The 13,721-nt window shown below is 63.5% G+C and carries 12 protein-coding genes; 3 read left to right on the top strand and 9 right to left on the bottom strand.

The window, feature by feature from the left end; genetic code table 11:
* The first annotated feature begins 111 nt into the window (after positions 1–111).
* Positions 112–1,947, top strand: a complete 1,836-nt coding sequence (gene mutL / locus GVK95_RS04085; protein WP_159947464.1) for a DNA mismatch repair endonuclease MutL — start codon at positions 112–114, stop codon at positions 1,945–1,947.
* A gap of 143 nt (positions 1,948–2,090) precedes the next feature.
* Positions 2,091–2,321, top strand: coding sequence for a DUF2093 domain-containing protein (locus GVK95_RS04080; protein ID WP_159946796.1), 231 nt, complete (start codon positions 2,091–2,093; stop codon positions 2,319–2,321).
* Positions 2,322–2,324: 3 nt separating this feature from the next.
* Here the strand turns inward: GVK95_RS04080 and lpxK are convergent, their stop codons facing one another.
* From lpxK to GVK95_RS04050, 6 genes are all read right to left on the bottom strand, one after another.
* Complete coding sequence (gene lpxK / locus GVK95_RS04075) at positions 2,325–3,359, bottom strand: tetraacyldisaccharide 4'-kinase (protein ID WP_159946794.1); 1,035 nt, start codon at positions 3,357–3,359, stop codon at positions 2,325–2,327.
* A 129-nt stretch (positions 3,360–3,488) separates the two neighbouring features.
* On the bottom strand, positions 3,489–4,196 hold the full coding sequence (locus GVK95_RS04070) for an HAD family hydrolase (RefSeq protein WP_159946792.1): 708 nt from the start codon (positions 4,194–4,196) through the stop codon (positions 3,489–3,491).
* Positions 4,197–4,224: 28 nt separating this feature from the next.
* Positions 4,225–5,550 carry a lipid IV(A) 3-deoxy-D-manno-octulosonic acid transferase gene (gene waaA, locus GVK95_RS04065; RefSeq protein WP_159946790.1) on the bottom strand — a complete coding sequence of 442 codons (1,326 nt, stop codon included), beginning with the start codon at positions 5,548–5,550 and terminating at the stop codon, positions 4,225–4,227.
* A gap of 165 nt (positions 5,551–5,715) precedes the next feature.
* Positions 5,716–5,949, bottom strand: coding sequence for a DUF4170 domain-containing protein (locus GVK95_RS04060; RefSeq protein WP_159947462.1), 234 nt, complete (start codon positions 5,947–5,949; stop codon positions 5,716–5,718).
* A 63-nt stretch (positions 5,950–6,012) separates the two neighbouring features.
* Positions 6,013–6,855, bottom strand: coding sequence for a 3'(2'),5'-bisphosphate nucleotidase CysQ (locus GVK95_RS04055; protein WP_159946788.1), 843 nt, complete (start codon positions 6,853–6,855; stop codon positions 6,013–6,015).
* Positions 6,842–8,188 (bottom strand): TldD/PmbA family protein, encoded by a 1,347-nt coding sequence (locus tag GVK95_RS04050; RefSeq protein WP_159946786.1) that lies wholly within the window; start codon positions 8,186–8,188, stop codon positions 6,842–6,844. Before GVK95_RS04050 ends, GVK95_RS04055 begins: the two co-directional genes overlap by 14 nt.
* An 87-nt stretch (positions 8,189–8,275) precedes the next feature.
* On the opposite strand from GVK95_RS04050, the gene GVK95_RS04045 reads away from it, so the two are divergent.
* Complete coding sequence (locus GVK95_RS04045) at positions 8,276–10,105, top strand: monovalent cation:proton antiporter-2 (CPA2) family protein (protein ID WP_159946784.1); 1,830 nt, start codon at positions 8,276–8,278, stop codon at positions 10,103–10,105.
* 35 nt (positions 10,106–10,140) lie between these two features.
* Here the strand turns inward: GVK95_RS04045 and GVK95_RS04040 are convergent, their stop codons facing one another.
* From GVK95_RS04040 to GVK95_RS04030, 3 genes are read right to left on the bottom strand one after another with little or no spacing between them, the layout of a single operon-like run.
* Positions 10,141–11,019, bottom strand: a complete 879-nt coding sequence (locus tag GVK95_RS04040) for a patatin-like phospholipase family protein (protein WP_159946782.1) — start codon at positions 11,017–11,019, stop codon at positions 10,141–10,143.
* Positions 11,020–11,042: 23 nt separating this feature from the next.
* Positions 11,043–11,603, bottom strand: coding sequence for a 16S rRNA (guanine(966)-N(2))-methyltransferase RsmD (rsmD, locus tag GVK95_RS04035; protein WP_159946780.1), 561 nt, complete (start codon positions 11,601–11,603; stop codon positions 11,043–11,045).
* Positions 11,604–11,609: 6 nt separating this feature from the next.
* Positions 11,610–13,661, bottom strand: a complete 2,052-nt coding sequence (locus tag GVK95_RS04030; RefSeq protein WP_159946778.1) for a pseudouridine synthase — start codon at positions 13,659–13,661, stop codon at positions 11,610–11,612.
* Positions 13,662–13,721 lie beyond the last annotated feature (60 nt).

The raw sequence follows: 13,721 nt of genomic DNA, 5'->3' as shown, positions 1-13,721 counted from the left end.
TCTCGAAAACTAGAGCCTTTCCGTTAAGGCGCGCTTAATGATGCGAACGAAATCAGGGCACCGTATTTAGGCCTTTCCCCGGCAGCCCGAATCCCGGAAAATGACCGCATGATGATGATCAAACAGCTCTCAGAAACCCTGATCAACCAGATTGCCGCTGGCGAGGTCATCGAACGACCGGCCAGCGCTGCCAAGGAGCTGATCGAAAACGCGATCGATGCGGGGGCGACCCGGATCGAGGTGGCGACGGCCGGTGGCGGCAAGACCTTGCTGCGCATCGTCGACAATGGCTGCGGCATGGGGCCGGAGGATCTGGAGCTGTCGATCCGCCGGCACTGCACCTCGAAGATCAGCCAGACCCTGTTCGACATCCGCTCGCTCGGCTTTCGCGGCGAGGCCCTGCCCTCGATCGGCTCGGTCGCCAAGCTAACCATCACCAGCCGGCCGGCCGGTGCGCCTGCGGGTGCTGAAATCTCGGTGCAGGGCGGCAAGGTCGGCTCGGTCAGGCCAGCTGCCGCCAATCCCGGCACGACGGTCGAGGTCCGCGACCTGTTCTTTGCCACCCCGGCCCGGCTGAAATTCCTGAAGACGGAAAAGGCGGAGGCCGCCGCGATCACCGAAATCGTCAAGCGCATGGCGATCGCATTTCCCGGCATTCGTTTTGTGCTCTCGGGCACCGACCGTTCGACGCTGGAGTTCCCATCCACCGGCGACGATCACCTGGCCCGCATCGCCCAGATCCTCGGTGCCGATTTCCGCGACAATGCGATTGCGCTCGATGCCGAGCGCGAAGACGTCAAGCTGACCGGATTTGCCGGCGTTCCGACCTTCAATCGCGGCAACTCGGCGCATCAATACGCCTTCGTCAACGGTCGTCCGGTGCAGGACAAGCAGATCCTGTCGGCCATTCGCGGCGCCTATGCCGAAACCATTCCGCACGGGCGCTACCCCGTCGCCGTGTTGTCGCTGGCGCTCGACCCGGCCCTCGTTGATGTCAACGTGCATCCAGCCAAATCCGATGTGCGCTTCCGTGATCCGGGTCTGGTCCGCGGGCTGATCGTCGGCGCTGTGCGTCAGGCGCTGCAGCGCGAAGGTGACCGGTCCTCGACCACCGGTGCCGGCGGCATGCTGCGGGCGTTTCGCCCCGGCTTCAACCCGCAGCCGTCGGCAAACTGGTCTGCCGGGACATCCCCCTATCGCCCGGTCGGCAATGATACAATTCCCATGACTGCCGCCTACCCGTCGCCGGGTGCCAGCTCAGGCTTTGCATTTGCCGAAGGGGGACAGGCGGCATTCGAAGCCCTGAGCCAGCCAACGGCCCGCAGCGAAGCATCGGTGGTCACGGCCGCGGCCGAACCCGTTTCGAACTTCCCGCTCGGCGCCGCGAGGGCGCAGGTTCATGCCAACTACATCGTGGCCCAGACCGGCGACGGACTGGTGATCGTCGACCAGCATGCCGCGCATGAGCGTCTGGTGTTCGAGCAGATGCGCAAGGCGCTGACCGGCCGCCGCCTTCCCTCGCAGGGCCTGCTGATCCCGGAGATCATCGACCTGCCAGAGGAGGACTGCGACCGGCTGATGATGCATGCGCCAACGCTGGAGCAATTGGGGCTTGCCGTCGAGCGCTTCGGGCCGGGCGCCATTGCGGTGCGCGAAACGCCGGCAATGCTGGGCGAAATGGATGTGACCGGACTGATCAAGGATCTGGCCGACGAGATTGCCGAATGGGATACGGCCGACAGGCTCTCGGCCCGGCTCGAGCATGTGGCTGCGACCATGGCCTGCCATGGCTCGGTGCGCTCCGGCCGGCAGTTGCGCGTCGAGGAAATGAACGCGCTGCTGCGCCAGATGGAGCAGACGCCCGGCTCCGGTCAATGCAATCACGGCCGGCCAACCTATGTCGAGCTCAAACTGTCGGATATCGAACGCCTGTTTGGCCGCAGTTGAGGATGGTCATCGCAGCGTGGTTGGCGCGTCTCTGCTCCCGTATTTGCCGTGGAAAAGCAGGCGCGCTGTTTTCCGCCGACGGCTCTAGAAATCGCCCGGAGGGCGCTGTATTGCAGTACCGTGACAGGCGCAGGAGACAACAGATGAACCGTTTCGAAGGCAGCGGCAACCGCGAGGCCAAGATCCGCTATCTCGACGCGGACTTCCAGATTCTGACACCCGGCAGCCATGTCGTTTGCGCGATGACCGGCCGGCCTATCCTGATCGACGAGTTGAAATACTGGAGCGTGGCGCGGCAGGAGGCTTACGCGGATGCGGCAGCATCTCTGGAAGCCGAAAAACGCGCTGGCGCGCTGCCCAATCAATCGCGCTGATCTTCAGGCTTTCGCAGCAAGCCTGCGAGCCCTGCAAGCGGCAATAGCCTTGTCGATGATCTGATCAGGGGCCCTGGGATCGTCAAAGGCCATGTCGATTTCGACCACAACCGATTTTTCGGCGAGCCGCGCTGCCTGACCATGGCCACCGGCGAGGCGCACGTGGTCCTTGGCCGTCGTCACGAGTTGCAAGCCCTGCTTTTCTCCACGCTCCAGAAGATCGGCGATTTCGTCATCGGCGAGATGATGATGATCGGGGAAGCCCTGGCGATCGGTGATCACCGCGCCGACGTCCTCCAGCGTGCGATAGAACTTGCCCGGATCGGCAATGCCGGCATAGGCAAGCACCGGCTTGCCTTTCAGGTCCTGTGCGTCACGCGGCTTCACATGGGCGACCAGAACCGGCTTTCCGGCGCGCGACGCCTGGCGCACCAGCGCATCGGCGGCACTGCCCGATCCGACCTTGAGGATGGCGTCGAGATGGCGCATCTGCGTGCGAATGGGCGCGCGCACGGGACCGGCCGGAACGGTGCAGCCATTGCCGATGCCGCGGACGGTATCGATGACAATAAGGGCAAAATCAACCTTCAGCCGCGCACTCTGGAAGCCGTCATCCATGATGATCAGATCGACGCCCTCCGCCACCAGGCGTTCGGCACCCGCCACGCGCCGCCGGGAAATCACGGTCAGCGCCTCCCGGGCGAGCAGCAGGGGTTCATCACCTACGGCGGACGAGCGATGATGCTGCGGATCGACCACCGTGGTCACATCGAGCGAGCCGCCGTAACCACGGCTGAGAAAACCGGGCTTCAGCCCTTTTGCCTTGGCGGCACGGGCGATGGCAATCGCGGTCGGGGTCTTGCCGGCGCCGCCGACGGTGAAATTGCCGACGCAGATGACCGGCACGGCCAAGGCATGACGACGGCGGCGGTTCATCAGGCTTGCTGCAATCCGGCCATAAACGAAGCCGACCGGCCGCAGGCAACGCGCGCGCCAGTCCATGCTTGTCCACCAGAAAGGCGGTGCTTCCGAAACCATCCTGCCCTTGCTCCCCACACGGTTGGCCCGCCGGGATGAACGGCTCCTCCCGCTATCCCAGCGAGCAACAAGAAGCCTTGCGCGCGTCAGAAGGTCAAGCATCGGTGTATCAAATGGGAACAAAACGGGTCAGCCGAGCACCGCTTCGAGTTCGGTGATGTCGGAAAGAACCATGTCGGAGGCAAGCGTCAGCGTCTCGCGCGATCCCGTACCGGACAGCACGCCGATCTTCAGCCCGGCGCCGGCATTCTGGCCCATGTGCAGGTCGTGATTGTTGTCGCCGACGACGGCGACCTGGGCGGGGGAAAGGCCGGTTGCCGCGCAAAAGCCGAGCACCATGCCGGCTTCCGGCTTGGCACCATGGCCGCTGTCGTAGCCGGCGACAAAATCGACATACTGTGTTATGCCGAAACGGTCTGCCGCGACCCGGATGGAACGTTCATTGTCGCTCGACGCGATGCCAAGGCGCAGGCCACGTCCGTGCAGGCGGGCAAACAGCGGCTCAAGCTCGGTGATCGGGACCGAAAGCTTAGCCGCTTCGGCAAAGCAATCATCAATGCGCGGCACGAGGTCGGACAGAGCCAGCGGCGAACCGGCGGCGATCATACCCTCGGCAATCTCGTGGGTATTGCCGGAGGCAAACAGGCTGTCGGGAACGATGTCGCCCGAAACGGGATGCATGCCGCAGGCTGCCAGAAGCCGATCGGCCAAGGCCTGATCGCCATCGGCCGCCATCAGCGCGACCATGCGATTGACCGGTCCCCAACTCGCGTCGAAATCGAGCAGCGTGCCATCCTTGTCGAAGAGGATACCGGCAATCTCTGGCTTGGTGTTCATCTCGGCATCCCTTGAGGCAAGTGGTCAATCAGCTCTGGCTGGCCGCACGCGGCTCAAGCTTGGCCTTGACCGAAAGCGGGCTGATATAGGGCTCCAGCGCCTTCAGCGTCGCGGTCAGCGCGCCGCGCATTTCCTGCATGCTCTCGGTACCGGCTTCCATCATCTTGGTGCGGGCGAGATCGTTGGTCATGAGAAAATGGACGGCCTTGGCCAGCATCTCGGCGTCGCGGACGATGCGGGCGGAGCCGTTGCGCACCAGTCGCTGATAGCTCTCGCGAAAATTGCTGACCTGCGGACCGGACAGGATTGCGCAGCCGAGCATGGCCGGCTCCAGCGGGTTCTGGCCACCATCGGCAGACAGGGAGCGGCCCACGAAGGCGATATCGGTCATGCGCAGATAGAGGCCCATTTCGCCGATCGTATCGCCGAGAAAGACATCGGTCTCCGGCGTGATCACGTCGCCGCGGGTGCGGCGCGCGACCTTCAGGCCTTTTTCCACCAGCATCGCCTCGATTTCATCGGAGCGTTCGGGATGGCGGGGCACGATGATTGACAGGAGGCCGGTATGCGCTTTCAGGGCGCGATGCACCATGGCGGCGATCTTTTCCTCGCCCTCGAATGTCGAGATGGAAGCCCAGGTCTTGCGGGTGCCGATCTGCTGCATGTAGCGAGCCAGCACGGCGGCGTCGCAGGGCGGCGCATCGCTGTCGACCTTGATATTGCCGGAAATGCCGACCGGCCAGGCACCGAGATCACGGAAACGCTCGGCATCGACATCGGATTGCGCGATGACCAGTGCGAGCTTGCCGAACAGGGCCTCGGCCACCGACTTGTAGCGCAGCCAGCGGTCGATCGAGCGGTCCGACATGCGGGCATTGACGAGGATCTGCGGGATCTGGCGGCGGTGCAGCTCCATCAGCGTCGCCGGCCAGATTTCGGATTCGACGCCGATGGCCACGTCCGGCTGCCAGTAGTCGAGAAAGCGGCGGACGGCCGGCAGGAGATCGAGCGGCACATATTGATGCAACACCGTATCGCCCAGGCGATTGCGGGCCACTTCCGCCGATGTCACCGTGCCTGTGGTCAGCAACACATGCACATCGCGACGGCGAAGCTCGCGCATCAGCGGCACGACGGCCACTGTCTCACCGACGCTTGCGGCATGGATCCAGACCATGGGACCTACGGGCCGAGCCAGACTGGCGTAACCAAAACGCTCGTTGCGGCGGGCGCGGTCTTCCTTGCCCTTGGCTGCACGATAGGCAAGCAGAGGCCGCGACAGCGGATAGGCAACCAGCCCCAGCCAGCCGTAGGAGGCGACAGCGATCTTTGCCAAACCGTCGCTTAGCGCCATGGACCAAACCTGCTCATCTTCATCGACAATGCCAATATGCCCTTTCAAAATGTGGGCCATGCAAAAAGCAACACATGCACAAAGACTGAGTTAAAAACGTGACCCTCGATGCGGGTCAATCATAGCGGCGAAGGCTGGGAGCACGGTCGCGGCACTAAAATTCACTTATTCGGTCGGATTCAAAAGACGGTGCATGTGGACAATGAAATAGCGCATGTGCGCGTTGTCGACGGTCGCCTGTGCCTTGGACTTCCATGCCACCAGAGCGCTGGCGTAATCCGGAAAGATGCCAACGATATCGAGGTCATTCAGATCCCGAAATTGAACCTGTTCGAGGTTCGACAACTCACCGCCAAAAACGAGATGGAGAAGCTGTTTCTTGTCGCTGGAATCGGTCATTGTTACGGTTTCATCCCATAGAATTTCTGCAGACATTTCATCTGCGCGATTTCATTTGAAAGGTCAACTCCGGGCAATTGGGGTAAGGGTTTCCAAAAGCTCCGGCAAGACCTGGTTGGCGGCGGCAACAAGGACAGGCTGGGTGACATCCGGCCTGTTGTAGACGAGCGGTTCGCCGGCCAGATCGGTCAGGCTTCCGTCGGCGCACGACAGGATCAGATCGGCAGCGGCCAGATCCCAGTCATGCGAGTTTCGCTTGACCAGCGTCGCGTCGATCCGACCATCGGCCACCAGCGCCAGGCGATAGGCAAGCGACGGCACATGCTCGACGCGTTCGATGCGCGACCGGATCGCCGGTTGAAAGCCTGCAATCATGTCCTGCGCGCAGGCGACCTTCAAAGGCCCGCCGCTTGCAGCCGATGAGACGCGGATCAGCGTACCGTTTCGCAAGGCCTGGCCACCGAGAACGGCTGCAAATTCCTCATCCAGCGCCGGTGCGACCAAGATGCCGGCAACGGGGCGTCCCTTGTGGACGACGGCCACGCTGACGCACCAGGTATTCTTGCCGGCGATGAAGGCGCGGGTGCCATCGATCGGATCGATGACAAAGAGCGTGTCGCAGCCAAGGCGCGACGGATCATCATCGGTCTCCTCCGACAGCCAGCCATAGCTCGGGCGGGCCGTGCGCAGCACCGTCTCGAGCGAAAGATTGGCGGCGTAATCGGCAGCGCTGACCGGCGACTGGCCCTCGTTCTTCCACCAGACTTCCGGAGACTGGCCGAAGAAGGACAGCGCCACGCGACCAGCCTCACGGGCGGCTGTGGTAATCAGCTCCAGATCGGCCTGCCAGTCGAAGACGCCCAAAGCCGTGGAAATTGGCGCTCCGCTGTCGTCAGAGCCCGGCAAGGGTCATGCCCTCGATGGCAAGCGTGGGAGCTGCGACACCGAACTTGCGGTCGATGTCGTCGGCAAGGGTCACGCGCATGAACATGTCCTTGAGATTCGAAGCGATGGTGACTTCGGACACTGGATAGGTCAGTTCGCCATTCTCGATCCAGAATCCGGAAGCACCGCGGCTGTATTCACCGGTGATCATATCGACGCCCTGGCCGATCATGTCGGTGATATAGAGGCCGGTGCCGACATTGCGGATCAGTTCCTCGGGCGAGATATCGCCCGGCTCCAGCGCCAGATTGGTCGAGGACGGCGAAACCGCGGTGCCGCCACGGGCTCCACGGCCATTGGTCCGCAGGCCCAGTTCGCGCGCCGCCGACGACGACAGGAACCAGTGCTTCAGCACGCCATCTTCGATCATCGTCAATTTTTCACCGCTGACACCTTCGCCGTCGAAGGGGCGCGACGACGATCCGCGAACCTTCAACGGATCATCGGTGACATTCAGGCCGGCCTTCAGAACCTGCTGGCCCATCTTGTCGCGCAGGAACGAGGTCTTGCGGGCAACGGATGCGCCATTGATGGCACCGGCGATAGTGCCGACAAAACCACGGGCAACACGCGGATCGAAGATCACGGTCAGATTGGAGGCGGTCGGGACTTGGCGCGGGTTCAGACGCTTGATCGCCCGCTCGGCGGCGCGGCGGCCGATCACTTCGGCGTCATCGAGATCAGCAAAATAGAGGCGGCTGTCGAAATCGTGGTCGCGCTCCATCTTGGTGCCCTCGCCGGCAATGACGCCGACGGAACGGGAAAACCGCGAGGCGGCATAACTGCCGGAGAAGCCATGCGAGGTGACCAGCACCAGGCCACCCATGCCGGCAGAGGCACCGGCGCCGAGCGAATTGCTGACGCCGTTGACGCTGCGGGCTACCTCTTCCATGGCGAGCGCACTTTCGCGCAGGCTGTCGCTGGAGACTTCGGTCGGATCGTAAAGCTCCAGATCGGCTATGGTGCGGGCCAGATCCTGCTCATCGGCAAGCCCGGCATAGGGATCCTCGGGCGAAACCCTGGCCATGGCGACAGCGCGTTCGGCCAGTGCCGTCAGGTCGAAGCCGGGATTGGCCGAAACGCTGGCGACCTGATTGCCGATGAAAACGCGCAGGGAGAAATCATCGCTCTCGGAGGCTTCGGTCGACTCGACCCTGCCCATGCGGACGCTGACCCCCTTGGATCTGGATCGCACGACAACCGCATCGGCGCGGTCGGCTCCAGCCTTACGGGCCAGATCGACGAGCTGTTCGGCGCGTTGGAGAAGATTGACGGAATCAATTTCATTGGGCATGGCTTGGCCTTTCCTTCCCGCTCCATTTATTGTGCATTCCAGAGGGCATCAAGGGCGGTTCGGGTTTTTCCCGTTCACGAGCCCGGCATGGTGCCAAGGAGACCGCGTTTGTCCACCGCAACCGAAGCGCTTTTCACCCAACCCCTGCTGCTGCTTGGCGGCGCCGTTGTTGCCGCCCCGCTGTTTCGAAAACTCGGACTGGGAACGGTTCTTGGCTATCTGGCCGCCGGCGTGGTGATCGGACCGGTGCTGCATATGATCGCCGGATCGGGCGACATTCTCGCCGTGGCGGAGCTTGGCGTCGTCCTGCTTTTGTTTGTCATCGGGCTCGAACTCAAACCCAGCCGGCTCTGGCACATGCGCCGCGACATTTTCGGGCTGGGCTCCGCACAGGTTCTCCTGACCGGTTTTGCCATGACCGGGGCAATCCTGCTTTCCGGTCTTCTCGACTGGCGCGCTGCCTTTGTCGCCGGCTTTGGTCTGGCGCTGTCGTCGACTGCTTTTGCCCTGCAGATCCTCAATGACAATGGCGAGCTGAACAGCCGCCACGGACAGCGATCGTTTTCGATCCTGCTGTTCCAGGATCTCGCCATCGTGCCGTTGCTGGCGATGATCTCGATCCTCGACGGCAATGGTGGCGAACAGGGCTCCTCCGCCTTCACCGAGATCGCCATGGCGGTCGGTGCGGTTGTCGCCATGATCTTGGCCGGACGCTATCTTCTGACGCCGCTGTTCCAGGTCATTGCAAGAACGGGCGCGCGCGAGGTGATGATCGCCGCTGCCCTGTTCGTCGTTCTGGGCTCCGCCTATCTGATGCAGGTCAGCGGTCTCTCCATGGCCATGGGCGCCTTTCTTGCCGGCGTGATGCTGGCCGAATCCTCCTATCGGCATGAGCTGGAAGCCGATATCGAGCCGTTCCGCGGCTTGCTGCTGGCGCTGTTCTTCATGGCCGTCGGACTGTCGATGGACATCCAGGTGATCGTCGACAACCTGCTGCTGATCACGCTCGCCGTGCCGGTGCTGATGACAGTGAAGGCGGCGGTGCTCTACAGCATCTGCCGGATCGCCGGATCGCCGCACAATGATGCCATCCGCATCGCCATGCTTCTGCCGCAGGGCGGCGAATTCGGCTTTGTCCTGTTCACCACGGCCGCCGCCAGCGGCATCCTGTCGGGCGCGACATCCTCGCTGCTGATCTCGATCGTGACGCTATCGATGGCGCTCACCCCCTTGGCGACCCTGCTGGCCAAGAGGCTCGTCTCCGACGACAGCGGCGAGCGCGAACAGATGGAAGAGGATTTCGAAGGCGCCGGCGCCGATGTGCTGATGGTCGGCTTCTCCCGTTTCGGCCAGATCGCCGCGCAGATCCTGCTCGCCAGCGGCCGCGACGTGACGATCATTGACGACAGTGCCGATCGCGTCCGCCAGGCAGCCCTATTCGGTTTCCGGATCTATTTCGGCGATGGCAAAAGGCTCGACGTGCTGCGCGCCGCCGGCATCGAGAAGGCCAAGATCGTCGCGGTCTGCACGCAGAAAAAAGAGGTGACCGACGCGATCGTCGACCTGATCCGCACCGAATATCCTGATGTCCGGCTGTATGTGCGCTCCTATGACCGCATTCACAGCTTGTCGCTGCGGGCTCGCGACGTCGACTACGAACTCCGCGAAACACTGGAATCCGGCCTGCTGTTCGGGCGCAGGACACTGGAAGGTCTCGGCGTTTCGGAAGACGAAGCCTATGATATCGGCGAGGATATCCGTCGCCGCGACGAGGAACGCCTGCGGATCCAGGCACAGGAAGGTATCCAGGCCGGACGCGACATGCTGCACAACCGGCCGGTCAAGCCGGAACCGCTGGTCAAGCCGAAGCGCCCGGTGGCGCCGATGGTTGGCGAAGAGGCCGGTCCGCACAGCTAGAGCCGTTCACTTTAAATGGAAGCAGTCCGCCGGGATCAGCGGCGGACGAAGTCTTCCATGCGGGCGGAAATCTCGCGCTTGAGACCGTCCTTCAGGCCTTCCGAGGCCTCGAAGATCTGGCGGGCTTTCAGAAAATCCAGCACGCGGAAGGAATTGACCTCCGGGCGCAGATAGATGTCGGGCTGGCAGATCTTCATCTTCAGCGCGACATTCGACTGCATCATCAGCTGCGAGGCACCGAAGAGGCTGTCGATGCGATTGGGCATCAGGGAGCCGTCGCCTTCCGGCGCGCCGACGACATCGACGCCGATGATGATATCGGCCTCGCCGATCAGCAGGTCGTAAGGCACCGGATTGAAGATGCCACCGTCGATCATCAGCCGGCCTTTGATGGTGACCGGCGCAAACAGGGCCGGAATGGCCGCCGAGGCGGCAAGCGCTTCATAGAGGTCGCCATGGTCGCAGATCTGCTCGCACTGGCCGTAATAGTCTGTCGCCATCACCTTCAGGGGAATGCCGAGGCCGGTAAAATGCGTCGGGATTTCCGGTGGCAGGAAGGCTTGCAGCACCCGCTGAAGATTGAACTGGCCAAGGCGAAAGCCGCCGAACGCGTCGCGCATGCTGACCGGGCGCAGGCCCCAGAGACGGTTCAGCACCTGGGCACGATTGTCGGCCAAGTGCAGTGCATAGTCGCGGATGTCACGGCCGCTCATGCCGGCGGCATAGGCCGCGCCGATCAGGGCTCCCATGGAGGAACCGGCGATGATCGACGGCTTTATGCCCAGCTCATCGAAAACTTCCAGAACCGGGACATGGGCAAAGCCACGGGCGCCGCCAGCGCCGAGTGCCAGGCCTATGGTCGGTTGAGAAGGAGAGCCTGAGGACGGAAGCGAGGTCTCGACAATGCTATCCATGGCACCTTGTCTCGTGAACGATATCAGGCAGGCCTATAGGAAAAGAAGTACATTTTCGTGTCACCGAAGGTGCGTTCCTCGGTGAAGGCAAACACCGGATCTACCGTGACCTGGACATCGCCACGTTCCTCGAGAATGACCAGCGCGCCAGGCGCCAGCCAGCCGCCCCTGTGGGCCGAGAGCATAGCCTTTTCGCCGAGGCCCTTGCCATAGGGCGGATCGGCAAACAGTAGATCGAACGGCTCGATATTGTTGGAAGGCCCAAGATCCGTCGCATCACGGCGCAGGATACGCGCACGGCCGTGCAAGCCGAACGCGTCGATGTTTTCCCACAGCAGGCTGCGGCCTTCGACACTGTTTTCGACGAACAGCGCCGATTTGCAACCGCGCGACAGGGCCTCGATGCCGACAGCCCCCGTGCCGGCAAAGAGGTCTAGAACGCGTGTGCCATCCAGGAGACCCGGATGGGCATGAGCGAGAATGTTGAACAGGCTCTCGCGCGTCCGGTCGATGGTCGGCCGGATATCATTGGAATTGGGCGTGGCCAAAGCACGGCCACGGAATTCCCCACCGACAACCCGCATGCCGGCTTACCTCTTGCCCTTTGGCGGGCCGCCACGGCCGGCGCCGGAAGGCTTGCCGCTGAAGCTGCGCGGGCCGCCATCGGCACGCGTGCTCGGCGGGCGTCCGCCCGGCTTGCCACCGAACGACTTGCCAGCGGGCTTTCCGCTGGGCTTGCCGCCGAAGGACTTACCCGCAGGCTTGTCGCCAAACGGCTTTGCGCCGCGCGGCTTGTCACCGAAGGGTTTTGCACCAAAAGGCTTGTCGCCACGCGGACGGTCATCACGGGGTCTATCGTCGCGGGGACGATCAGAACGGGGACGATCACCGGTGGGCCGATCATTGCTGGGGCGATCGCCACGCGGGCGATCCGAGCCGAAACGTTCGCCGCGCGGCGCATCGCTGCGCGCACTGTCGCCACGCGGGCGATCGGCGCGGGCCGGACGGTCGCCACGATCGGGGCGGTCACCGAAATCACGGCGCGGGCCGCGGTCGGTTGTCTCGCGGCGCGGGCCGCGGTCGCCGAAGCCACCGCGCTTGTCGCCGTCGCGGCCTCCATCTCTGGCACCACCACGGCCACCATCACGGGCACCGGGCTTGGTGTCCGGACCATCGGCGCGGATCCAGTCGCCTTCTTCGTCGCGGGCACGGCTGACCACAACGCGCGGACCGGTGTCGCGATCGGCGAAATCGTTGCGGCCCTTGCTGTCCGGATTGAAGCGCGTCGAACCCTTGGTCGGCTTGCCATCCTTGCCACGGCCGTAGCGCTTGCTTTCGGGCGCACCTTCGCGGCGGGCGCGCGGTGCCTTGGCCTCTTCGCCTTCGACAGCCGCCTTCTTTTCGGCGACCGGGCGGGCGCCAGGCGCCATCCAGACGTTGGCGGTGCGGCTCTTCGGCGCCATCGGCGCACGCTTCGGCTTGTCGCCGAAACGGCTGCCTTCGTCACGAGCGCCAAAGCCGCGCTTTTCGCCATCGCGCTTGCCGGCCGGCTTGGTGCGGCTGTCGTCGCGACGGGTGTCGAGGCGGTCGAGCGCGCGTTCGCGCTTGTCGCCGGGCTTCTCGCTGAAGCGCGGCTTGGCGGGACGTTCCTCGCGACGCTCTTCGCGCGCCCATTCCGCCTTGGCGGGCTTGGCCTTTGCCGCGACTTCATCGTCTTCGTCTTCGACAACGCCGCCATGGGCGAAGATCGGGGCATCGAAATTCGCCTTGGCGTCTTCGATCAGGCGTGGGCCCAGCTGATCGCGCAGCATGCGGCCGCGGACTTCCTGGACATCGCCTTCCGGCAGGTCGCCGAGCTGGAACGGACCGTAGGAAATGCGGATCAGGCGGTTGACCTCGAGACCGAGCGCGCCGAGCACGTTCTTGATTTCGCGGTTCTTGCCTTCGCGAAGGCCCATGGTGATCCAGACGTTGTGGCCCTGCTTGCGGTCGAGCGTTGCGTCGATCGCACCATAGAGCACGCCATCGACGGCCATGCCTTCCTTGAGCTTGTCGAGTGCCGGCTGATCGACCTCGCCAAAGGCGCGAACGCGGTAGCGACGCAGCCAGCCGGTGGTCGGCAATTCCAGAACACGCGCCAGGCCACCATCATTGGTGAGCAGCAGCAGGCCTTCGGTATTGATGTCGAGACGGCCGATCGACATGACGCGCGGAAGCTCTTCCGGCAGATTGTCGAACACGGTCGAGCGACCTTCCGGATCGGAATTGGTGGTCACCAGGCCGGCCGGCTTGTGGTAGAGCCAGAGCCTTGTGCGCTCGATGCCGCGGATCGGCTGGTCATCGACCTCGATCTTGTCGGATAGCGTCACGTTGACGACCGGCGTATCGAGCACGGTACCGTTGAGCTTGACCCGGCCTTCCATGATCATGCGCTCGATGTCGCGGCGCGAGGCCACGCCAACGCGCGCGAGCAGCTTGGAAATGCGCTCGGGCTTCATCCCGTCGTCGCCGGCCGGTGAGTCTGACCGGGCTGCGCGTGCGGGGTTGATTTCGGTTTTGGCGGCCGGCTTGCGAGAGAGCGGCTTTGCGCCGCGATCAGAGGGCTTGCCCGCCGGTCGCTTGGACTTGTCTTTGAATGTCATTTGCTATTTGCCTGTGGTTTGGGCTGTCGTATCAGGTCGCGCGGCTCTGGTTAAGTGGAA

Origin of the sequence: Rhizobium sp. 18065 (genome assembly GCF_902706095.1) — a bacterium.
GTDB lineage: Bacteria > Pseudomonadota > Alphaproteobacteria > Rhizobiales > Rhizobiaceae > Allorhizobium.
Note: the sequence above shows the minus strand (reverse complement) of the source record. Positions and strands in the feature narration are given on the sequence as shown.